The sequence below is a fragment of the Tunturibacter psychrotolerans genome (genome assembly GCF_040359615.1).
GTDB lineage: Bacteria > Acidobacteriota > Terriglobia > Terriglobales > Acidobacteriaceae > Edaphobacter > Edaphobacter psychrotolerans.
Window position 1 is genome coordinate 3,942,643 of the sequence record NZ_CP132942.1, and the last position, 20,308, is coordinate 3,962,950.

Annotated in this window: 20 protein-coding genes; 13 read left to right on the plus strand and 7 right to left on the minus strand. The window is 56.6% G+C overall.

The window, feature by feature from the left end; all coding sequences use genetic code 11:
- Positions 1–61: 61 nt before the first annotated feature.
- On the minus strand, positions 62–799 hold the full coding sequence (locus RBB77_RS16440) for an OmpA family protein (RefSeq protein WP_353062822.1): 738 nt from the start codon (positions 797–799) through the stop codon (positions 62–64).
- 291 nt (positions 800–1,090) lie between these two features.
- On the opposite strand from RBB77_RS16440, the gene uvrC reads away from it, so the two are divergent.
- Positions 1,091–3,085, plus strand: a complete 1,995-nt coding sequence (gene uvrC, locus RBB77_RS16445; protein ID WP_353062823.1) for an excinuclease ABC subunit UvrC — start codon at positions 1,091–1,093, stop codon at positions 3,083–3,085.
- A gap of 2 nt (positions 3,086–3,087) precedes the next feature.
- On the opposite strand, the gene ypfJ is transcribed toward uvrC, so the two are convergent.
- Positions 3,088–4,002 carry a KPN_02809 family neutral zinc metallopeptidase gene (gene ypfJ / locus RBB77_RS16450; RefSeq protein WP_353062824.1) on the minus strand — a complete coding sequence of 305 codons (915 nt, stop codon included), beginning with the start codon at positions 4,000–4,002 and terminating at the stop codon, positions 3,088–3,090.
- A 184-nt stretch (positions 4,003–4,186) separates the two neighbouring features.
- On the opposite strand from ypfJ, the gene RBB77_RS16455 reads away from it, so the two are divergent.
- Positions 4,187–5,542 (plus strand): APC family permease, encoded by a 1,356-nt coding sequence (locus RBB77_RS16455; protein ID WP_353062825.1) that lies wholly within the window; start codon positions 4,187–4,189, stop codon positions 5,540–5,542.
- On the opposite strand, the gene glgA is transcribed toward RBB77_RS16455, so the two are convergent.
- Complete coding sequence (gene glgA / locus RBB77_RS16460; RefSeq protein ID WP_353062826.1) at positions 5,539–6,987, minus strand: glycogen synthase GlgA; 1,449 nt, start codon at positions 6,985–6,987, stop codon at positions 5,539–5,541. The two genes, RBB77_RS16455 and glgA, sit on opposite strands and share 4 nt — an antisense overlap.
- A 71-nt stretch (positions 6,988–7,058) precedes the next feature.
- Between glgA and rsmA the strand changes: the two genes are divergently transcribed.
- Positions 7,059–7,874, plus strand: coding sequence for a 16S rRNA (adenine(1518)-N(6)/adenine(1519)-N(6))-dimethyltransferase RsmA (gene rsmA / locus RBB77_RS16465; RefSeq protein WP_353062827.1), 816 nt, complete (start codon positions 7,059–7,061; stop codon positions 7,872–7,874).
- A gap of 34 nt (positions 7,875–7,908) precedes the next feature.
- Here the strand turns inward: rsmA and RBB77_RS16470 are convergent, their stop codons facing one another.
- The 3 genes from RBB77_RS16470 to RBB77_RS16480 all read right to left on the minus strand — a co-directional run bounded on the left by RBB77_RS16470 (position 7,909) and on the right by RBB77_RS16480 (position 9,976).
- Positions 7,909–8,628: a hypothetical protein gene (locus tag RBB77_RS16470; RefSeq protein WP_353062828.1), complete on the minus strand. Its 720-nt coding sequence runs from the start codon at positions 8,626–8,628 to the stop codon at positions 7,909–7,911.
- Positions 8,628–9,134: a crossover junction endodeoxyribonuclease RuvC gene (ruvC, locus tag RBB77_RS16475; RefSeq protein ID WP_353062829.1), complete on the minus strand. Its 507-nt coding sequence runs from the start codon at positions 9,132–9,134 to the stop codon at positions 8,628–8,630. The genes RBB77_RS16470 and ruvC overlap by 1 nt, the downstream gene beginning before the upstream one ends.
- Before the next feature lie 71 nt (positions 9,135–9,205).
- Positions 9,206–9,976 (minus strand): thiazole synthase, encoded by a 771-nt coding sequence (locus RBB77_RS16480; protein WP_353062830.1) that lies wholly within the window; start codon positions 9,974–9,976, stop codon positions 9,206–9,208.
- Positions 9,977–10,363: 387 nt separating this feature from the next.
- Here RBB77_RS16480 and RBB77_RS16485 point away from each other — a divergent pair, with 387 nt between their 5' ends.
- The gene (locus RBB77_RS16485) at positions 10,364–10,585 is read left to right on the plus strand and encodes a DUF3185 domain-containing protein (protein ID WP_353062831.1); all 222 of its coding nucleotides are present in this window, start codon (positions 10,364–10,366) and stop codon (positions 10,583–10,585) included.
- Positions 10,586–10,651: 66 nt separating this feature from the next.
- Here the strand turns inward: RBB77_RS16485 and RBB77_RS16490 are convergent, their stop codons facing one another.
- The gene (locus tag RBB77_RS16490) at positions 10,652–10,927 is read right to left on the minus strand and encodes a metal/formaldehyde-sensitive transcriptional repressor (RefSeq protein ID WP_353062832.1); all 276 of its coding nucleotides are present in this window, start codon (positions 10,925–10,927) and stop codon (positions 10,652–10,654) included.
- 152 nt (positions 10,928–11,079) lie between these two features.
- Between RBB77_RS16490 and RBB77_RS16495 the strand changes: the two genes are divergently transcribed.
- The 9 genes from RBB77_RS16495 (at position 11,080) to RBB77_RS16535 (ending at position 20,280) form a co-directional block, all read left to right on the plus strand.
- Positions 11,080–12,558 (plus strand): carbohydrate porin, encoded by a 1,479-nt coding sequence (locus RBB77_RS16495; protein ID WP_353062833.1) that lies wholly within the window; start codon positions 11,080–11,082, stop codon positions 12,556–12,558.
- Positions 12,559–12,578: 20 nt separating this feature from the next.
- Positions 12,579–13,517, plus strand: a complete 939-nt coding sequence (locus RBB77_RS16500; protein ID WP_353062834.1) for a prepilin peptidase — start codon at positions 12,579–12,581, stop codon at positions 13,515–13,517.
- A gap of 63 nt (positions 13,518–13,580) precedes the next feature.
- Complete coding sequence (locus RBB77_RS16505; RefSeq protein WP_353062835.1) at positions 13,581–13,988, plus strand: NADH-quinone oxidoreductase subunit A; 408 nt, start codon at positions 13,581–13,583, stop codon at positions 13,986–13,988.
- On the plus strand, positions 13,988–14,479 hold the full coding sequence (locus tag RBB77_RS16510; RefSeq protein ID WP_353062836.1) for an NADH-quinone oxidoreductase subunit C: 492 nt from the start codon (positions 13,988–13,990) through the stop codon (positions 14,477–14,479). Before RBB77_RS16505 ends, RBB77_RS16510 begins: the two co-directional genes overlap by 1 nt.
- Entirely contained in the window at positions 14,479–15,756 is a 1,278-nt protein-coding gene (gene nuoD, locus RBB77_RS16515; protein WP_353062837.1) for an NADH dehydrogenase (quinone) subunit D, read from the plus strand. Before RBB77_RS16510 ends, nuoD begins: the two co-directional genes overlap by 1 nt.
- 6 nt (positions 15,757–15,762) lie before the next feature.
- Positions 15,763–16,065, plus strand: a complete 303-nt coding sequence (locus RBB77_RS16520) for a transcriptional regulator (protein ID WP_353062838.1) — start codon at positions 15,763–15,765, stop codon at positions 16,063–16,065.
- Complete coding sequence (locus RBB77_RS16525) at positions 16,058–16,567, plus strand: NAD(P)H-dependent oxidoreductase subunit E (RefSeq protein WP_353062839.1); 510 nt, start codon at positions 16,058–16,060, stop codon at positions 16,565–16,567. The genes RBB77_RS16520 and RBB77_RS16525 overlap by 8 nt, the downstream gene beginning before the upstream one ends.
- The gene (nuoF, locus tag RBB77_RS16530; protein WP_353062840.1) at positions 16,568–17,884 is read left to right on the plus strand and encodes an NADH-quinone oxidoreductase subunit NuoF; all 1,317 of its coding nucleotides are present in this window, start codon (positions 16,568–16,570) and stop codon (positions 17,882–17,884) included. It abuts the gene before it with no gap.
- A complete protein-coding gene (locus tag RBB77_RS16535; protein ID WP_353062842.1) occupies positions 17,884–20,280 on the plus strand; it encodes a molybdopterin-dependent oxidoreductase in 2,397 nt (798 codons plus the stop codon). The genes nuoF and RBB77_RS16535 overlap by 1 nt, the downstream gene beginning before the upstream one ends.
- The last annotated feature ends 28 nt before the right edge of the window (positions 20,281–20,308 follow it).

Consider the following 20,308-nt stretch of genomic DNA (forward strand, 5'->3'; position numbering starts at 1 on the left):
GGATTAAAAAGCAAACGCGCCGACATGATGCCGGCGCGTTTGGTCTTGCGGAGAGAGTTGTTTACATCTGTCCGTTCGGTTTGGCCGAGGCGGCAGTGCTCGGCTGATCGTTGCTCATATTGGTCATCAGCTTGATGTCGACGCGACGATTCTTCGCGCGACCTTCGGCTGTGCTGTCACTTGCAACCTGCTGGTCCTTGCCGATGCCGATCAGGTAGAACTTGTGCGGCGGGATATTGTATTTGGAGGAAAGATAGTTGACGACTGCGTCGGCACGATGCTGGCTGAGTTGGTAGTTATACTGCGCATCACCAACCGAGTCCGTTCCGCCAGTCACTTCAAGAATGTAACCGCGGGTGTTGGCGAGGTTTCCAGCCAAGTCATCGAGCTGCTTCTTGTCAGACGCGGTCAGAACATACTTGTCAAAGGCAAACGTGACACTTACATCCGAGATCTGCTTGTAGTTGTCCAAGTTGGCGACGACGCCGCTTAGGCTGTCGACCCGGTTGTAAGCTTCCTTGGCGGATTGATTTGCCGAATCTGCGGACTGGCCAGCTGCGAGCGCATGCTGATTGGCTGTGTCGGCGGCAGATTGTGCACCCGCGATGCCGGTCTTGGCGCGCTCGTCCGTATCGACGATGTTGCGGTGGTCAGCGGCGGTCTTGGTATCCAGGTCGTTTGTCTCCTGGATGATCGGCGCGGTTTGGGATTTGACATAGTTCTTGGTCGAGCAGCCAACCGTGAAGGTGAGCGCGAAGGCACTAGCAAACATAACGACTAAGGCAGATTTAATTTTCATCTCTCTCTGATTCTTGGAGTCCATTTCTTTCACTCTCCTGGTTAGTAGGGCGTTCCAATAACTTCATCCACAACGGTCGACAGATGCAATTGGAATGCCAATCCTAAAATGATTTCAACCATAACGTTTTCTTATACTTACAACGACTGATACATTTAGACCACTCTCCGTATCGCCGTCATTCGGGAACTTTTGATTGGCTGCCGCGTCAAATCTACTGAGCAAACCTGTGCACACTGCAGATTTCCTAAACCTGCATCTACACTAAGATGCGGATTTTGATCGACACGCATGGATCTTCACCAGAAAATTCGAACCCTCCCAACTCAGCCAGGTTGTTATCTCTACAAAAATGCTGACGGCGAGGTTATCTATGTGGGTAAAGCGAAAAACCTGCGTGCGCGGGTGCGTTCCTACTTCCTGGAGGCGTCGCAGGCCAATGCCAAGACAGGCTCGCTCATGCGAGAGGCCGTCGATGTGGAGTACATCACGGTCGCCAATGAGCATGAGGCGCTGGCGCTTGAGAACAACCTCATCAAACAGAAGAAGCCGCGCTTCAACATTCTGCTGCGAGACGACAAGACCTATCCGTACATCAAGCTGACGATGAACGACCGCTATCCGAAGGTCTTCGTCACCCGCAGATTGCGTAAAGATGGTGGGGCCTATTACGGTCCCTACTTTCCAGGCAATCTTGCCTATCGGCTGGTCGATCTTATCCATCGCAGCTTCCTGATTCCGAGTTGTAAGGTCGATCTATCCCGGTACCATCCGCGCGCTTGCCTCCAGTACTACATCAAGCGCTGCCTGGGGCCGTGCCTGGAGGGGCTGACGACGCCGGAGACTTACCGCGAAACCATTCGCGATGTGCAGCTCTTTCTGGAGGGGCGGCCGAACGAGCTCGAGCAGGTACTGACGAAACGGATGGAAGCTGCGGCAGAGGCTGAGCAGTTCGAGACGGCCGCGCGGCTGCGCGATCAGATCGTCACCGTTCACCAGATGCAGGACAAACAGCGAATGGCCGGTACCGACAATGAAGACGCCGACGTCTTTGGCTACCACTTCGAAAACGAGATGCTGGCGGTGAACCTGTTCCATATGCGCAGCGGCAAAATCGTGGACCGGCGCGACTTCTTCTGGGAGGATCTGCCGGAATCCGCGTCGGATGCAGTGACGGAGGCAGTTGCGGAGCTGGATGAGTTGGAGGCGCTGCCCCGCATAGAACCGGATCCAGCGGCTGCCGCACCGGAGATCGGCGAGGGCATCCCCGTTGTGCAGCATTCTGCTGTATCGGAGCTTGGCGCGACGTTCAGTGCGTCAGTGTTTTTTTCTGCGCTGCTGAAACAGCTCTATCTCGATCAGACTTATGTGCCCCGGTCTATTCTCGTTCCCGTTGAGTTTCCCGATCGGGCTCTGCTGGCGGAGGCCCTGACTGGGCGGACCGGCAAGCGAATTGAGATTCTTGCGCCGCAGCGTGGTGAAAAGCGTTCGCTCGTCGATCTCGTCTGTCAAAATGCGAAGCAATCGTACGACCAGCGATTCCGAGTGCTGCAGCCGGGTATGAAAGCGATTCAAGAGGCACTGCAGGACGCGCTCACACTGGAAGAGCTACCGCGCCGGATCGAGTGCTTTGACATCTCGCACATTCAGGGCGCCGAAACGGTGGCTTCTATGGTTGTGTGGGAAGATGGCGCGATGAAAAAGTCTGACTACCGGAAATTTCAGGTGAAGACAGTCACGGGCGTCGATGATTTTGCCAGCATGCGCGAGGTGATTCAACGCCGTTACAAACGGCTGCAAGAAGACAAGAAGCCCTTCCCTTCTCTGATCCTGATCGATGGAGGGCTCGGACAATTGCATGCAGCATATTCGGCGCTCGAAGAGATCGGAGTCACACTGCAGCCTCTTGCATCGATCGCAAAACGAGAAGAGATCATCTACGTATACGGGCAGGAGAACGAGCCCGTGGTACTTGACCGGCGATCCCCCGTGCTGCACTTGATGCAGAAGATTCGCGATGAGAGTCATAGATTTGCCGTGACCTACCATCGCAAGCGACGCCAGATGCGCGACCGCGACAGCGAGTTGTTGTCGATACCTGGCGTTGGGCCGAGAACCCGGCAACGGTTGATCGAACACTTCGGCAGCGTGCGTGGGATCAGGCAGGCTGGACCGGACGCTCTCACTGCAGTAGTGAATTCGGCAACTGCCGAGAAGATTCGTAACTACTTTGCAGCGGAAGCTTCAGGCAAAGCGGTACTTCCTGTGTTGAATGAAGCTTCCTGAGGCTACTCAGCGCTGTCTGTCGGCGGGACTGCACCGCCAGTCTTGAAGGTGTTGCAAGCTGCGATGGTTCCCTGCTGGAAACCACGCTTGAACCAGCCAACGCGTTGCGCAGAAGATCCGTGAGTGAAGCTCTCAGGGCTTACCGTTCCTCGTTCCAGGCGCTGGATATGGTCGTCGCCAACAGAGGCTGCTGCTTGCAGACCAGCCGCGATGTCAGAGTCGTGAACGATATTGCGCTGCGCCGTGCTGTGCGCCCACACACCGGCGAAACAATCGGCCTGGAGTTCAAGATCGACGGAAAGGCGATTGCTCTCTGATGGATGTTGCGCTGATAGCTGTCGGACCTGTCGTTCGATGCCAAGCAGATCCTGCACATGGTGGCCCAGCTCATGAGCGACGACGTAAGCCTGAGCGAAATCTGCGTTGCTGCCGCCGAGCCGTCTCAGTTCATCCCAGAAACTAAGGTCGATGTAGACCTTTTCATCCGCCGGGCAGTAGAACGGGCCACTTTGCGACTGAGCAGTACCGCAACCTGAGTAAGTTCGTCCGCGAAATAACACCAGTGTGGAGCGCTGATAGTTTTTTCCCGTCTGCGTGGGCAGAAGCTTCGTCCAGGTGTTCTGCACATCATCCAGCGTCCAGGAGACAAGCTGCGCTGCTCTCTTCTCTTGAGGAGATTCCGAGGTTACCGGACGGTTGCCTGCGGTAGGACTCTGCTGCGTGTAGGAGGGAGACGCGCTATGGCCTGAGAGATAGCTGCCGATGTAGTTACGTCCTGTGACAAGGCTTATGACGAGGAGGAATAAAAAGCCGATGATGCCGATCCCTCCGCCACCAAATCCTCCGCCGCCCCCGCCAGAGGAACCACGTCTGTCTTCAATGTCACCGCTGAGTCCGCCACTAGGTGTCCAGTCCATAGTTCACTCCAGTAAGTTCGTCTCTCATCTTATAAGTAAGATGTTTTATCGCGCCCCACCTGAACTGTAATATCTCATTCCGATCCTCTGGCGTCTTTCGAGTCTGAAATATCGGGGCAAGATGGAAAGCTGCTAGTTATTCCTTTCGGGATGACGGCACCGGTATGCTACTCTCCGAAAACCGATGCCAAAAAGCCAGTCTGAACTGCCTCGCGTTTTGAACGCATCTCACGCAACCTCCATTGTTGTGGGCATCATCATCGGCAGCGGAATTTTTTTGGTGCCTAGAGAGATGATGGCAGCGGTCGGCTCGTCCCGCATGGTTTACGTCGTGTGGATCGTGGGTGGTCTGCTCTCTCTCTTCGGCGCAATGACCTATGCCGAGATCGCTGCTGCGCGACCGCGCTATGGCGGCGAATACGCCTTCCTTCGGGAGGCCTATGGGGACCTCACCGGCTTTCTCTACATGTGGACGCAAATCACAGTAGCCAAACCCGCGTCGCTCGCTACCATCGCCGCAGGATTGGCGCGGGTGCTGGGTACTTTTGCGATCTTCGGTTTTTTCGCTCAGCCAGCCTTTCTGCATCTGGGCTGGGGGCAGATCTTCGCCATTGCGGTGACCTGGCTGATCGCCGGTCTGAACATCATCGGAACCCGGAGATCGGCTAATGTGCAACTCCTCCTTACGTGGCTTAAGGGCGCGCTGATTGTAGTGATCGCAGGCTTCTGTTTTGGGGCAGCGGGCGCGCATGGATCATGGAACAACTTCAGCACAGACTTTACGGGAGCGCGCGGAGGCTTTACAGGCTTTATGATCGCGCTCGTCGCTGCCCTCTGGGCCTATGACGGATGGAGCGACGTCGTGACCATGGCGGGCGAAGTAAAGAAGCCGCAGCGCAGCATGCCGCTTGCGTTGGTCGGAGGCGTTGCCATCGTCGGAGCGCTCTACATGCTGACCAATGCGGCTATTCAATATGTGCTGCCCGCAGCAGCAATCGCCGGAGCGGATCGACCCGCCGCTGACGCGATGCGTCTGGTGGCCGGGCAGTCCGGAGCCACGCTGGTGTCGATCGGGATGGCAGTAAGTATCTGCGCGACCTTTGTAGGATCTTCGCTGTCCGGCGCGCGTGTGCCGTTCGCAGCCGCCCGTGACGGGCTTTTCTTCAAGCAACTGGCGCACGTTAGTCCACGATTTCAAACACCATCCACAGCACTGATCCTCCAGGCGGTGTTGAGTTCGCTGCTGCTGCTGGCCATCGGCAAGTTTCAAGCACTCTTTTCGCTCGCCATCTTTGGTGAATGGCTCTTCTATATGCTGACTGCCAGCACGATCTTCGTATTTCGCCGTCGCGACCCAGATTCTGCTCGCCCGTACAGCATCTGGGGATACCCAGTGTTACCGGCCCTCTTCATTCTTGCGGCGACGGTACTGCTGGTTTTTTCGTTTGCAGATCAGCCGCGGAACTCCATCATCGGAACGGGGATCATTCTCTTGGGAGTTCCGCTGCACTATCTGCTGCAACGAAGACGACCCGCCTAACTGCGATTGGTGATGACACGCTCGTAGACGCGCACATATTCGGCGGCCGGCTTGTCCCAGGAGAAGTTCTGCGCCATTCCCCGCCGCACCATTGCCGTCCACTGCTCCTTGTTGCGGAAGGTTCCGAGGGCGCGTTGTACTGCTTCGAGGAATGCGTCCGCGCTATAGCCCCAAAACTTGAAGCCGTTCCCTTCCCCATTTGGTTGTTCCTCAATTGTGTCGTCCAAACCGCCCGTCGCGCGGACGACAGGAATAGTTCCGTACTTGAGACTGTAAAGCTGGTTCAGGCCGCCCGGCTCGTAACGGGAGGGCATAAGGAAGATATCGGCGCCTGCTTCGATCTTGTGCGCCATGACATTGTCAAACTTCACCTGCACACGCACTTTTGCGGGATGGCGCTCCGCCATCTCTACCAACAAACGCTCGTAGTACTCTTCGCCACTACCAAGTATCACCAACACCATGTCTTCCTTCGCCAGCCGATCCATGATTTCGACAATGAAGTCGGAGCCTTTTTGCGTGGCGAAGCGGGAGACGACTCCGATAACGGCGGTGTCATCGCTGACATTTTCGAATCCATAAGCGTGAAGCAGATCGCGGCGACACTCCTTTTTCCCTGCAAGGTTTTGTACCGTGTAGTGGGCCGCGATGTGGGAGTCGGTCGCGGGATTCCACTCTTCAGAGTCGATACCGTTTGTAATTCCGAGGAGATCTCCGCTTCGCTTCCGAAACACTCCATCGAGTCCGTTTCCAAACTCCGCCGTCTGAAGCTCTTCGGCGTACTTCCGACTGACCGTTGTGATGGCATCGGCATACACGACGCCACCCTTTAAGAAATCAACCTTGTCGAAGTGTTCGAGCTTGTCGACGGTAAACAAATCCCAGGGCAGCAGCAGCTTTTCAATGGCTTGTGGAGGAAACCACCCCTGGAATCCCGCGTTGTGAATAGTCTGCACTGCAGGGACGTGACGAAGGACTGGATCGAAATAATAGATGGATCCCAACATGATCGGAATCATCGACGCCTGCCAGTCATGCACGTGAAACACGTCTGGAACGCCGAGTATTTTTGAGGCTTCTATGACAGCGCGGCAGAGAAGTCCGAAACGCTCCGCGTTGTCGGGATAGTCGCCGGAGGGCGTGCCGTAGAACTCTTCGCGATCGAAGAATTCGGCGCAATCGACGAAGTAAGTCTGGACTTCTCCGGCTATACCTCCGTCAAGAATCCGAACGAAGCGGTTATACGAAGGAAACGGAATCGTGACACTCTGGAGGACAACCTTAGGCTTCGGCACAACCTTCGCAACCTGACGATAGTAGGGCAGAAAAACACTCACTCGATGACCAAGTTTGGCCAGGGCCCGTGGAAGTGCGCTCACCACATCCGCCATACCGCCCGACTTTGCCCAAGGGGAACACTCCGACGCCGCGAAAACAATATGCATACCTTCGTCCTTATCTTTCCAACCAAACCGTTAGTCTATAGAAGAGCACATCAACAAACCGCAAACATTGGATGCAGATGAAACGTAAGCCGAAGCTGGGACAAAATTTTCTTGTCGACGACACTGCCCGTCACGCCATCGTCGATGCTCTTGGTGATCTTAGCAAGCGGACCGTTATTGAGATTGGCCCAGGTCATGGGGCGATTACCGACATTCTGGCAGGACGTTGCCACAAGCTGATTGCATTGGAGCTCGACCGGGCACTTGCGGCCGAATTGACCTTCCGTTTTCGCGACCAGCCGCAGGTACAGATTCTCGAATGCGATGTGTTGAAGATAAACCTGCAAACGCTCGTGCCCACAGGGGAGACGGCGGACGTGATCGGCAATCTGCCGTACTACATCACTTCGGATATTCTGCTGCAACTGTTCGCGGCTGGTAGCGCCGGCACTCTCGCACGTGCCGTTCTGATGATGCAGCGAGAGGTGGCGGATCGTGTCTCGGCTGCTCCGGGAGTTCGGGACTATGGCTTACTCTCTGCGACGGCTCAGATGAATGCGCAGGTTGACCACCTTTTTACTCTGCCGCCGTCCGCGTTCTCGCCCCCTCCCGACGTATATTCCACTGTTTTGCGACTTCACTTCGCGCCACGGTTTACTGAGTTAGGAGTAGATCCTGACGGGTTCAACAAATTCCTGAAGCAGTCTTTTGCGCAGAAGCGCAAGACGTTGCAGAACAACCTTCGCGCCGCGGGACACCCTGCCGAACAACTCTCCGCCGCGTGGCCCGACAGCATTTCAGCGCAGGCACGCGCCGAATCACTTGCATTGGAGCCGATGGCCGAGCTTTATCGATCTCTGTCGCAGCTCGTCCTTCCTAACAACTGAACTAACTGTAGCTGTAACGGGGCTTACTGAATCTTCAATGGCTGCTGCCCTCAGCCGCCAGTTCCAGCATCTTTGCCGCCTTCAGTCGAACACGCTGAATCACTGCAGTGTCGTCCGCAACTGCGGCCAGCGTCGGCGAGATCGTTCCCAACTCGATCGCACGTCCCTCCTTCACCTCATCCGCGAAGGAATTTATCTCAGCATCGAGACCGAGCCGATCGTATCGATGTAGAAACTCCAGCTTACGACCCTCATCCAGCGTGGAGGCGATTCCAAGAAAGATGTCGGTCAGCGATTGAACAGTCTTGTTTTCAGAATAGTTGTAAACGCATGATCCCGATCCATCTGAACCGCTGTATGTGAGCGTCTTGGTGCCCGTATCGGCTATGTTCTTTGCCTTTGAAGCACATTCGACATTGAAATCATTCAGTTCCCTCACCTCCTTGAAGATCTTTGCAACGGTGCCGGAGGCCAAATTGATTGGCCGGTCGACGTGTTGCGCCGCCTGGCCTCGCATCGATGTCGGCGTTGCTGGAATCTCCGCCTGATCTGCCTGGTAGGTTCCCGTACCGTCCTCATGGATCCGCAGAGTAAAGTGTGGAACCGGCAATCCTACGCGGTCAAACTTGAAGCTAACCTCAGACGGGGTTGTAGCGGGGAGCGAAGCCGAAGCTTCAGACGTCTGAGCCGTGGCCACGAAACTGAAACACAAAAAGAGTGCCGAGCCAAACACAATGCTTGCAATTGCTCTCATCAGCGCGCGCCCTGCAGTTGAAGCGTCTGCGCCGTATGAATGTGGCAGATCGCAATCGCCAGCGCGTCTGCCGCATCCGCGGAGTCAAAGGCGTCTTCGTTGTTCAGCAGACGCCTGACCATGAACTGCACCTGTTCTTTAGCGGCCAATCCGTAACCAACCACCGAGCTTTTTATCGAGAGCGGAGCATACTCGACCACCGGCATTCCGCATGTTGCTGCTGCCAGCATCGCCACACCTCGCACCTGGCCGAGCTTGAGCGCAGATTTTGCATTCGCCGAAAAGAAAACTTCTTCAATGGCGATGACCTCGGGCTGGTGCAGGGTCATCAGAGCCGTCAGCTCGGCATACACCTGGGCGAGCCGTTGCGGTGTCTTCTCTTTCTTGTTGAGCCGGATCGTACCTGCAGCAAGATGGACGAGACGCGGTGTGCGGGCGTCGCAATCCACCTCCACGACCCCGTAGCCAGTAAACTCCGTTCCGCAATCGATGCCGAAGACTCGCATGGGCGAAGTTTACTTCATCTCGTGTCGGCTTCGGACTATCGAAGTTGAGTCCACCGCAGGATTGTTCCTCACTAGCGAGAGATTCCTTCAAGCGGCGAACTGGCGGTGGCATACAGCCTGCGCGGCATTCTGCCTGCCAGAAAGGCTTGCCGCCCCGCCAGAACCGCATGCTGCATCGCTTCGGCCATCAACAAAGGGTCTTTCGCGACTGCGATCGCAGTATTCATCAACACAGCATCGAAGCCCAACTCCATCGCAACGGCAGCATCCGAGGCGGTTCCCACGCCTGCGTCTACGATCAACGGAACCTCGGTGATGAACTCCCGCAAGATGCGCAGGTTGGCCGTGTTCTGTAGTCCGAGGCCGCTGCCTATGGGGGCACCGAGCGGCATGACGGCCGCCGCACCAGCATCGATCAATCGCTTGGCGAAGACAATATCGTCCGAGGTATAAGGCAGAACGGTGAAACCTTCTTTGACTAAAACCCGGGTAGCTTCGAGCGTCGCCTGAACGTCAGGATAGAGCGTCTGCTGGTCGCCGATGACCTCGATCTTGACCCAATCCGATAGCCCCACCTCGCGCCCCAGACGTGCAGCGCGAATCGCCTCGTCGGCGGTGTAGCACCCGGCCGTATTGGGCAGAAGAAAATAGCGTCTTGGATCGATGAAATCGAGGAGAGATTCGCTCGACCGGTCCAGGTTTACCCGGCGGACCGCGACGGTCACCATCTCGGCTCCTGAGGCTTCAATGGCGGCTTGGGTCTCGGCGCCATCTTTGTACTTTCCTGTACCAACGATCAACCGCGACTGAAAGGCTCGTCCTGCAATTACCAGAGGTTTCATGGTTAATATCCTACCGTTAGGATGCTGCTAAAACGCAAACGGCTCGCACTCTTAGAGAGCAGCGAGCCGTCTGGCGGTGAACTGTTGAGATTGACCTGAGGCGTCCATACTCGGACTGGGCCTCGGCATGGACTTTCGACTACAAAGACCGCCAGGACTAGAGCTATGGACGCTCTAAGCCTCAGTCACCTCACGTATTGTTGTGCAACTATTACTGTCAATTTTCATAGGCTGGACCATCCTCCTTTCCCGTGTAAAAGCAGATTACTCCGAGGTTCGGTTGCATGCAAGTGTGCTCGCAAACTGAGGCGACGATGCATCTGCACAGGTTGTGGCCGGCATCAGAGCTGAGATCGCGATCCTCGCTGAAGAAGAAAGGCTCAACCCATGAAGGCAGCAACCATTGTTGGAATTCTCCTCATCGTCCTTGGAATCATCGGGTACGCTACCGGCGGACTCTCCTTTACGCACGAGAAAAAAGTTGTCGATGCAGGGCCGGTGCAAATATCGCGCAAGACCCAGGACACGCTTCCGCTGTCCCCTATTCTGAGCACCGTCTCTTTGATCGCAGGATTGGGTTTAGTCGTGGTGGGATCAAAGTCAAAGTGAATCGTGTTTGAGTACAGCGATGAAGCAACGGGTCTCGTGAGGTTCTCGGAGATCAAGCAGCATCTCCTACTTGAGATAAGCACGCACGAGGTCAATCAAGTCTTCCCCTAACTCTGGAGTCAGAGGGGCATGTCCATCTTGCAGCAGATGCAGCCGAATATGATCCTCAAGCACCTCAGCCATTAATCCATTGATTCCGCCACGCGCCGCCGCGAGTAGCATTAGCACTTCGGCGCATTCATGATCCTCTGACGCCAAAGTGCGATCCACACGATCAATTTGGCCTCGAATTTTTTTTACTCGGTTGAGCAATTTAATTTGGGCCGACTTTGTATGCGACATTTGTTTATCTCCGTTGTACCCTACCGGGGTATACTATCGTGGACAGCAAGCCAGAGCAACTCGTCATTCTGAGTCATCCCCACGTTTGGAAGGGTCTAATTCGCCTGACAATTCGCACTCTGTTCACTTTCAGGCCTGAAGATAACAGTTCAATGATAGAAACTTTTTTCAGAAAGAGCCGCCTTGTGGGTGCTCTCCCCCTCGTACTTCTCGCCTGTCACTTCGCTGCCGCGCAGAGACATACAGCCGCAAGTGCAGCGTCGGCGAAACTGCCCGACGCACCGACTCCGTCTTCTGAGACAGATACCGCTGCCGAAACCGACGACGCAACCCCGACGATGTTTCCGCACTGGGAAAATTCGCGCTTTCTCATCGGCGGCCAGGCAAACATCATCTTTCAGGCGCACGGACCCTTTCACTCCCCCTATCAAGGGCCAAACAGCCTGCTGCCTCGCGGCGAATACAAGACATCTCTGCTTGGCACGCTTTATCTCGCTGCACAAGCAATCCGTGACCCAAAGTACGCGCTGGACGGCCTCTTTGATCTTGAATCAGCGGGTGGCCGAGGAGACAGTGAAGCCTTGGGACTGGCTGGCTTTACCAATCTCGACGTCGTCCGCAATCCTAATCTTGGTTCGACGCCCTACATGGCCCGTGCGCAGGTTCACCAGACCATCGGCTTCACTGACAAGATGGTAGAGAACGCCCGAACGCAGTTTTCCCTTGCCCCCGAGGTGCCGGAGCGACGCCTGGAGTTTCACGTCGGCAAGATGAGCCTGCCCGACTTTCTCGACATCAACAGCATCGGCAGCGACAGCCACCTGCAGTTCATGAACTGGACTGTCGACAATAACGGCGCGTGGGACTACGCCGCCGACACTCGCGGCTACACTTACGGCATAGTCAGCGAATACGACGACAAGGACTGGTCTGCACGATACGCACTCGCGCTGATGCCCACCATTGCGAACGGAATCGATCTGGACTGGGCTCTCCGTCGGGCCAGCGGGCAGAACTGGGAGTTCGAACTCCGCAAACCCCTGCTGGGCAGTCTGCTACCACCCGAACGCAAAGGCACCATCCGTGTCCTGAGCTATGTGAACCACGCCCACATGGGCTTATATCGCGACGCCAATGAGGCTTTTCTCGCCGGCGAGGGCACGCGGCCAGTCATCCAGAACGTCGAGAAGTTCAGCGCGGTGAAGTACGGCTTCGCCTTGAACTTCGAACAGGAGATAACCGAGGACATACGGATGTTTGGCCGTTTCGGATGGAACGAAGGCCAGCATGAGTCTTTTGCCTACACGGAAGTCGATCAGACTGTGGAGTTTGGGGGCGATTACTCCGGCCGCAGATGGTCGAGGCCTAACGACAAGGTCGGCTTGGCGTTCGTCTCGAATGCCATTAAAAAAGATCACCAGGAGTATCTGAAGCTCGGCGGTCTTGGTTTTCTCCTCGGCGACGGCAACCTGAACTATGCCCGCGAGGACATTCTCGAGAGCTACTACAACATGCACACGTGGCGCGGACTCTATTACGCACTCGACCTACAGTTTGTCGATCACCCCGGCTACAACAAAGATCGCGGTCCTGTGCTGGTCGAATCCGTCCGCATGCACGTCGATTTCTAGAACCCCCGTATACTTTTCAGGTGACTCCGTTCTATCTCTTTGGGGCCGTTGGCTTCATCCTTGGCTTACTCTTCGGCAGCTTTCTCAACGTTTGCATCTCACGCCTTCCCAGACGCGAGTCTGTGGTGCACCCCCGTTCGCATTGTCCGAACTGTGGCGGCGGAATCCGTTGGTACGACAACATCCCACTCGTCAGCTGGGCCTTGTTGCATGGCCGTTGCCGCAATTGCAAAGAACCCATCTCGTGGCACTATCCGGTGGTTGAACTTGCCACGGGGATGTGGTTCGCAATCATCATCTCCCAGGTTTTGGCCCCTTCGTTTTTCGGCACGGGCTTACAGCTCTCGACGGAGTGGTGGGCGGTTCACATCCTGACTGGTCTGGGACTCGCGATTCTGGGTTTTCTCCTCATCGGCCTGATGGTGATGGACTGGCAGACCATGATCCTGCCCGACTCCTTCACGCTAAGTGGTATCGCTATTGCCCTCTTCCTCGTCTGCGCGCAGGCACTCTTTCTTGGCCCGAACGAGGACCAGATCGTCCTCAGCAATCACCACATCCAGCTCACCAGTCCCGGCGGAGTAACCGACCACGGCAACCTTTTCTTTACCGGCCCGGAGAACCTGATCTTCGGCCGCATCGCCGCGGTCTGCGGAGGCGCGTTCCTGCTTCTGCTCATCCGCTGGGTCTACAGAGCCGTCCGTCACCGAGACGGAATGGGACTCGGCGATGTGAAACTGCTCGCCATGATCGCGGCCTTTCTGGGCTTCTGGCCGGCGATTCTTTCCCTCTTCCTCGGAACCCTCGCCGCAGCGGTCTATGGAGCAGTACTTCTGGCGCGCGGCAGGGCAGACGCAGCTTCGAAGCTCGCCTTTGGAAGTTTTCTTTGTCTGGGCGGACTAGTCAGTGCGCTCTTCGGTAATAGCCTGATCGATATGTACATAGCATTACTTCGATAGCCGCACACAACCCTGACAATCGCTTGACACTTGCCAGCCGCAATCTTAGAGTCGAAGATGGCCATGTACAGTTACCCCTACATTTGGAACTACCTTCCACTCGTGCTTCAGGTCCTGGTCGCTCTCGGACTCGCTGTAGGCATGGTGGGCGCCTCTTTTGTCATCGGAAAACACAAAAATTCACGCACCAAGGCTGGAGCCTATGAGTGCGGCATGGATCCGGTGGGCGACGCTCGCGGCCGCTTCACGGTGCGCTTCTACATGGTCGCGATGCTGTTCATCCTCTTCGACGTCGAGGCTGTCTTCATGCTTCCCTGGGCGGTGATCTTCCGCCGGTTGCCCGCTATCACCGGCTCACGCATGTTCGGCTTCTACGAGATGCTTGTTTACCTCGGTTTCGTTGCTGTCGGTCTGTTCTACGTCTGGAAAAAAGGCATCCTGGACTGGGCGAACGATAAAGGGGACCTCTAATGTACGATCCCGCTTCAGCCATTAAAGGCAAACAGGCCGTCTTCGATGCGCATCCCGACAACGCCGCGGTTAAAGCTCTCGCCAATCTCGCAACCGATGCCAAGTTCGATCGAGCCGAACTCACCATCACAGTAGCTGGCGAGAATATCATCGCTGCCGCTAAAGCGGTTCAGCAAGCTGGTTACAACTTCTTTGAGGATGTCACCGCCGTCGATTGGTATCCCTCCGATCCGCGCTTTCAGATCTCTTACAGCATTCTGTCGCATAAGTTGAAGCAGCGCGTTCGCCTCGTCGTTCGACTTGACGGAGACGCCCCCTCGCTCGACAGTATTACTTCAGTATGGCCCTCCGCTAACTTCTACGAGCGCGAAGTCTTCGACCTCTTCGGAGTTCACTTCAGTGGCCATCCCAACCTTCGTCGAATCATGATGCCGGAAGACTGGAAAGGGCATCCCTTACGTAAGGACTACCCCGTGGAGGGCTACCGCTAATGACTCCCCCTGTTGAAGAACTCACCGGAGTGACGCCAGTTGATTCTGTTAATCCGGGCATTGACGAGTTAATCGCCAACTCCGCGCGGAATCGCCAGAACCCTCCTCCCAGCGACCAGACCATGATCATCAACATGGGTCCGCAACATCCTTCGACCCATGGAGTTCTCCGACTGGTGATCGAAGTCGATGGCGAGACCATCGTCGGGATGGCCCCTGACATCGGATATCTCCACACCGGCATCGAGAAGACCTGCGAGGCGAAGTTTTATCAGCAGGTCGTCCCCATGACCGACCGCATCGACTATCTCTGTCCCATGACCAACAATCTCGCCTACTGCCTCGCAGTGGAGAAGTTGCTGGGCCTTGAGATTCCCGAGCGCGCCATCTATCTTCGCGTCCTCTTCAACGAACTGACCCGCATCCAGTCGCATCTGGTCTGGCTCGGCACACACGCCATGGACATCGGCGCGCTCACCGTATTCCTCTATTGCTTCCGTGAACGCGAAGATTTGCTGCGCATCTTCGAAGCAGTTGCCGGCCAGCGCATGATGACTAGCTATGTCCGCGTCGGGGGCCTTAGCGTCGAGCCACCGCGCGATATCTACGACAGGATTCGCACCTTCCTTAAAAACTTCCCCGCACACGTTGAGGAGTACGAAGGCCTCCTGCAGACGAATCCCATTTGGGTAAATCGCCTCAAAGGTGTCGGCCACCTTTCGGCTGCGGATGCGATTGCGTTGGGCGTGACCGGACCACCTCTACGCGCTTCCGGCGTCGACTTCGACGTCCGCCGCGACATGCCTTACTCCGGCTACGAGAAGTTCCAGTTCAACGTGCCGGTTTCCGATGTTGGCGACGTCTGGGCGCGATACATCGTCCGCATGCAGGAGTTCCGCGAGTCGGTCAAAATCTGCCTTCAGGCATTGGATGGTCTCCCCGAAGGACACATCGTCGCGGATGCGCCAAAGATCATTCTTCCCAATCGCGAACAAATGAAGACACAGATGGAATCGCTCATCCATCACTTCAAGATTGTAACCGAAGGCTTTGGAGTTCCGGCTGGTGAGGCAACCAGCTCCGTCGAAGCGCCACACGGGATGATGAACTACTATGTCGTCTCCGACGGAACCGCCAAGCCCTATCGCGTCCATATGCGCAACCCGGGATTCGCCACGCTGCAGGCGCTTGAAACCATGTGCAAAGGCCGTCTCCTTGCAGACGTTGTAGCCGTCATCGGATCGATCGATATCGTTCTCGGCGAGATCGACCGCTAACCTCTGATGCTCGAAGCGCGCCTCAGAGCTGAACTTTGGACATCGTGGGCTTCGTTGCTTCGCTCCTACGCCGCCGCCCACGGAATGAACAGCACGCATCACGCAGTAGTCGAAGTTGGGGCTGAAGAGATTACACTTCGTGTGGCAAGCCGATGGCTTCGTTTCACGCACGAGATGATGGAAATGAGTGACGGTGGTCGTTCCACCTTCAACATGCAGGAAGATGGAACGGTTAAACTGAACGGTGTCGCCGAAGAGATGGACCTTGCCGCCGAACGGCTGGCGCGGGAGATGATGCAGAGTGAGTGAAATAGCCAATACGATCTTTTCGCCGGAGCTGGCCGCCCGCTTCGACAAACTCGTTACCATCTACCCGCTCAGGCGCTCGGCGCTCGTCCCGATGCTGCTTTATGCGCAGGACGAGGTCGGCTATATCTCCGATGAAGTCATCGCCGAAATCGCTGAGCGTATCGGCATCCTTGAGTTGGACGTTCGCAACGTGCTTTCGTACTACTCCATGCTGCGCACCAAACCCGCAGGCAAATACAACGTGCAAGTCTGCACCAATATCTCCTGCATGCTGCGTGGCGGCTACGAGATCCTTGACCACTGCAAACATAAACTCGGCATCGGTCATAAAGAGACGACGCAAGACGGCGTCTTTTCTCTCGAAGAAGTGGAGTGCATTGGCGCCTGTTCCTGGGCGCCCGCCATCCAGATCAACTACGACTTCCATGACAATCTCACGACCGACAAGGTTGATGTCCTCTTCCAGATATATCGCGACGGCCAGGGAAAGGACGTAAAGTAAATGCCAACACTCGTCTCGCATCCCGATGAAGTAAAGATCGTCTCCCGCCGCTTTGGCCTGGGTGCCACTGATATCGACAAATATGTTGAACTCGATGGCTATAAGGCTGTTCAGGAAGCCATCGCTAAGGGCCCGGAGTGGATCATCAACGAGATGAAGGCCAGCGGGCTGCGAGGCCGCGGCGGCGCTGGATTCCCGACGGGCATGAAGTGGTCTTTCGTCCCGAAACAGTCGGAGAAGCCGAAGTACGTGCTGGTCAATGGCGACGAATCCGAGCCCGGCACCTGCAAAGATCACGTCATCTTTTTGCATGATCCCCACGCCGTCATTGAAGGCACGATGATCGCCGGTCTTGCGATAGGCTCCAAGCTCGGCTTCATCTATCTGCGCGGTGAGTACCGTTACCTGCTCAAGATCGTCGAAAAAGCCGTTGCTGACGCATACGCAAAGGGCTTCCTCGGCAAGAACATCTTCGGGACTGGAGTGGACTTCGACATCATCACGCAAACCGGCGCCGGAGCGTATGAGGTTGGGGAAGAGTCCGCGCTCATGGAGTCGCTCGAAGGCAAGCGTGGCGTGCCTCGCATCAAACCGCCCTTCCCTGCTGTGGTCGGGCTTTACGGTGGTCCCACAGTCATCAATAACGCGGAGACGATCGCCAATGCTCCGCACATTCTGCTGATGGGTGGCGAGGCTTATGCGAAGCTCGGCAGCGAACGAAATGGCGGCACGCGCCTCTTTGGCATCAGTGGACACGTCGAGCGCCCTGGCGTCTATGAGCTTCCCATGGGCTACTCGCTCCGCAAGGCGATCTACGACGTCGCCGGTGGAATCAAGGATGGAAAGAAGTTGAAAGCAGTCGTTCCCGGTGGTTCAAGCTGCCCGGTCATGCTTCCCGAAGAGATTGACGTAGGCCTCGACTTCGACCAGATGGGCAAAGCCGGCACCATGCTCGGCTCGGGCGGCATCGTAGTCCTCGACGAGACCGTCTCCATCGTCGAGTTCGCCCTGCGCACCATCGCTTTTTACCAACACGAATCCTGCGGCTGGTGCATTCCCTGCCGCGAGGGCACGGATTGGATCAAAAAGACCCTCACCCGCGTCTACAATGGCGGCGGGAATAAGAAGGACGTCGACAACGTTCAGTATCTCGCCGAAAACATGCTGGGCCGCACCTTCTGCCCGCTGGGTGACGCGGCGGCCATGCCTACCATCGCCTTCGTCAAGAAGTTCCGCAAAGAGTTTGAAGACTACATCGCAGGCAACAAGGCCGGAACCCCCATCATCACCGTAGAACAACTGGTCGGAGCACATTAATGCCAGACGTAAAATTCACAGTAGACGGCAAACAACTCACCGCCCCCGCAGGCACCTTCCTTATCGAAGCCTGCAAGACCAACGGCATCGAGGTTCCCGCCTTCTGCTACTACCCTGGCATCTCGCTCAAGGCTGCTTGTCGTATGTGCGTTGTCCGCATCGAGAAGATGCCCAAGCTCCAGACCGCCTGCACCACCCCGGTCTCTGAAGGCATGGTCGTCCAGACTGAAACTCCTGAGATTGCTCAGGCGCGCAAAGCAACTTTGCAACTGCTCCTCGGCAACCATCCGCTCGATTGTCCTGTCTGCGACGCAGGTGGCGAGTGCGAGTTGCAAGACATGACCTTCAAGTACGGCGCCGCCGAGAGCTTCTACGCCGAGCCCAAGCACCACCGCGAAGAACAAAAGTGGTCGCCCGTCGTCTACTACGACCGCCCACGCTGCATCCTCTGCTACCGCTGCATCAGCATGTGCGGCGAAGGCATGGACGTCTTTGCCCTCGGCATTCAGGCCCGCGGCAGTTCCTCGGTGATCGCCCCCAATGTTCCAGCGCAGATGTCCCCCGACGACCTCGCGCATGTTGACTGCGAGCAGTGCGGTATGTGCATCGACGCATGCCCCGTTGGCGCGCTCACCTCGGGAACCTATCGATACAAGACTCGCCCTTGGGAGATGAATCACGTATCGACCGTCTGCACCCACTGCGGCGACGGCTGCAAGACCACCCTCGGCGTCCGCTCCACCTCCGACGGCAGCGAGATTGTCCGCGGCGATAACCGAGACAAGTCCGGGATCAACAATGATTTTCTCTGCAACAAGGGCCGTTATGCGTTCGACTTCGCCAATAACGAAGACCGCATCACCCAACCTCTGGTTCGCCAGCCGAACGGCGAGTTGAAGCCGGTAAGCTGGGAGGTCGCCCTCGACCACGCCGGAAAGAAGCTTCGCGAACTTCGCGACACCCGCGGCGGCAAAACCATTGGAGTCATCGGCTCGAACCGCACGACGAACGAAGAAGCGTACCTGTTGCAGAAGTTCGCCCGCACTGTCCTCGGCACCAACAACATCGATCACCACCGCACAGCTGACTACGTCTCCTTCGCGCAAGCTCTCGCAGGAACCACCGGACGCACAGCATCGCTCAGAGATACTCACACTGCATCAGCAATTTTGCTGGTGGGTGGTGACCCCACGATTCAAGCTCCCGGCACAGCATGGAACATTCGCACAAATGTACGCAATCACCGCGCTCGCCTCTACGTCGCCAACTCCGCTGAGATCAAGCTCCGCCGCCAGGCGAAGAGCTTCCTCCATCTCGCTCCCTTCGGCTATAGCGCCCTAGCCTCTTACTTCGCTGGAGACGCCGCCGCAGCCAGCGAAGCTGTAGCCGACACCAATGCTCTGGCGGCATTCCGCGAAGCCATCAAGGCGGAAGAGAATCTGCTCATCCTCATCGGGTCCGAGTTGCGCGGCAAAGACCTCAAGAAGCTCATTGACTTCGGCCTTACCATTCCTGGAGCAAAGTTCGCTCTCATCTCCGACTACGCCAACTCTCGCGGCGCCGCCGACATGGGCCTGCTTCCCGACCTGCTACCGGGCTATACGCCGCTCGCAGGTAACACCACTTTTGCCGAGTACAACACTCCCGCCGCTCCCGGCCTCGACATGATCGAGATCTTCGAAGCAGCCGAACGCGGCGAACTTTCTGCTCTGTACGTCGTCGGATCAAACCCGGTCTCCCGTTACGGCATCGATCCTGCCTCACTGAAGAACACCTTCGTCGTGGTGCAGGATATGTTCCTTACCGAGACCGCCGCTCTGGCTGATGTCATCCTTCCGGCCGCGAATCTCTATGAGAAATCCGGTTCCGTAACCAACAGCTATGGCGACCTTCAGCTCGTCAACAAGGCTGGCGACCGCGCCGGTGTCCGCACCGACTTCGAGATGATCGTTCGCATCGCCGACAAGATGGGTGCCAACATGCGCGAGCTGATTCCCTTCGGCAAGGGCACCCGCGCCGACATGGGCCAGTCCCGCGGTGTTCACTCCGGCGAAGCAGACCGCCATGCCGTTTGGCTAGCCGCGAACAACATGGAGCCGAAGCTAAGCCCCTTTGACCCCTTCGCCATTCTCGACGAGATCCAGCGACTAGTCCCGGGATACAACCTGCTGCGTCTCCAGTTGCTCAGTGGCAACGACCAGCATCTTCAACCTGCCGCATCCTCCAACGGTCTCGTTCAAATCGGCAGCCGCCGCGACCTCGTCCTTCCAGCGAACGATACACTGTTTACCTCGGGCACCCTGGGCCGTTACTCCGCCATGCTCTCCGACCTGCAGCACAATGAGAGCCTTCGTCCTCCAACCGGCCTCACCCAGATCCAACCAGCAGCCGACTGAAAAACACTAAACTAGCAGACGCACACAA

Bases quoted from the DNA above. Each gene is read 5' to 3' on its own strand.
- uvrC (WP_353062823.1), top strand. From the start codon at position 1,091: ATGGATCTTCACCAGAAAATTCGAACCCTCCCAACTCAGCCAGGTTGT.
- ypfJ (WP_353062824.1), bottom strand. From the start codon at position 4,002: ATGGACTGGACACCTAGTGGCGGACTCAGCGGTGACATTGAAGACAGA.
- RBB77_RS16490 (WP_353062832.1), bottom strand. From the start codon at position 10,927: ATGTCGCATACAAAGTCGGCCCAAATTAAATTGCTCAACCGAGTAAAA.
- nuoF (WP_353062840.1), top strand. From the start codon at position 16,568: ATGCCAACACTCGTCTCGCATCCCGATGAAGTAAAGATCGTCTCCCGC.
- rsmA (WP_353062827.1), top strand. From the start codon at position 7,059: ATGCAGATGAAACGTAAGCCGAAGCTGGGACAAAATTTTCTTGTCGAC.
- RBB77_RS16505 (WP_353062835.1), top strand. From the start codon at position 13,581: ATGTACAGTTACCCCTACATTTGGAACTACCTTCCACTCGTGCTTCAG.
- nuoD (WP_353062837.1), top strand. From the start codon at position 14,479: ATGACTCCCCCTGTTGAAGAACTCACCGGAGTGACGCCAGTTGATTCT.
- RBB77_RS16455 (WP_353062825.1), top strand. From the start codon at position 4,187: ATGCCAAAAAGCCAGTCTGAACTGCCTCGCGTTTTGAACGCATCTCAC.
- glgA (WP_353062826.1), bottom strand. From the start codon at position 6,987: ATGCATATTGTTTTCGCGGCGTCGGAGTGTTCCCCTTGGGCAAAGTCG.
- RBB77_RS16535 (WP_353062842.1), top strand. From the start codon at position 17,884: ATGCCAGACGTAAAATTCACAGTAGACGGCAAACAACTCACCGCCCCC.
- ruvC (WP_353062829.1), bottom strand. From the start codon at position 9,134: ATGCGAGTCTTCGGCATCGATTGCGGAACGGAGTTTACTGGCTACGGG.
- RBB77_RS16485 (WP_353062831.1), top strand. From the start codon at position 10,364: ATGAAGGCAGCAACCATTGTTGGAATTCTCCTCATCGTCCTTGGAATC.
- RBB77_RS16440 (WP_353062822.1), bottom strand. From the start codon at position 799: ATGAAAATTAAATCTGCCTTAGTCGTTATGTTTGCTAGTGCCTTCGCG.
- RBB77_RS16480 (WP_353062830.1), bottom strand. From the start codon at position 9,976: ATGAAACCTCTGGTAATTGCAGGACGAGCCTTTCAGTCGCGGTTGATC.
- RBB77_RS16495 (WP_353062833.1), top strand. From the start codon at position 11,080: ATGATAGAAACTTTTTTCAGAAAGAGCCGCCTTGTGGGTGCTCTCCCC.
- RBB77_RS16510 (WP_353062836.1), top strand. From the start codon at position 13,988: ATGTACGATCCCGCTTCAGCCATTAAAGGCAAACAGGCCGTCTTCGAT.
- RBB77_RS16520 (WP_353062838.1), top strand. From the start codon at position 15,763: ATGCTCGAAGCGCGCCTCAGAGCTGAACTTTGGACATCGTGGGCTTCG.
- RBB77_RS16470 (WP_353062828.1), bottom strand. From the start codon at position 8,628: ATGAGAGCAATTGCAAGCATTGTGTTTGGCTCGGCACTCTTTTTGTGT.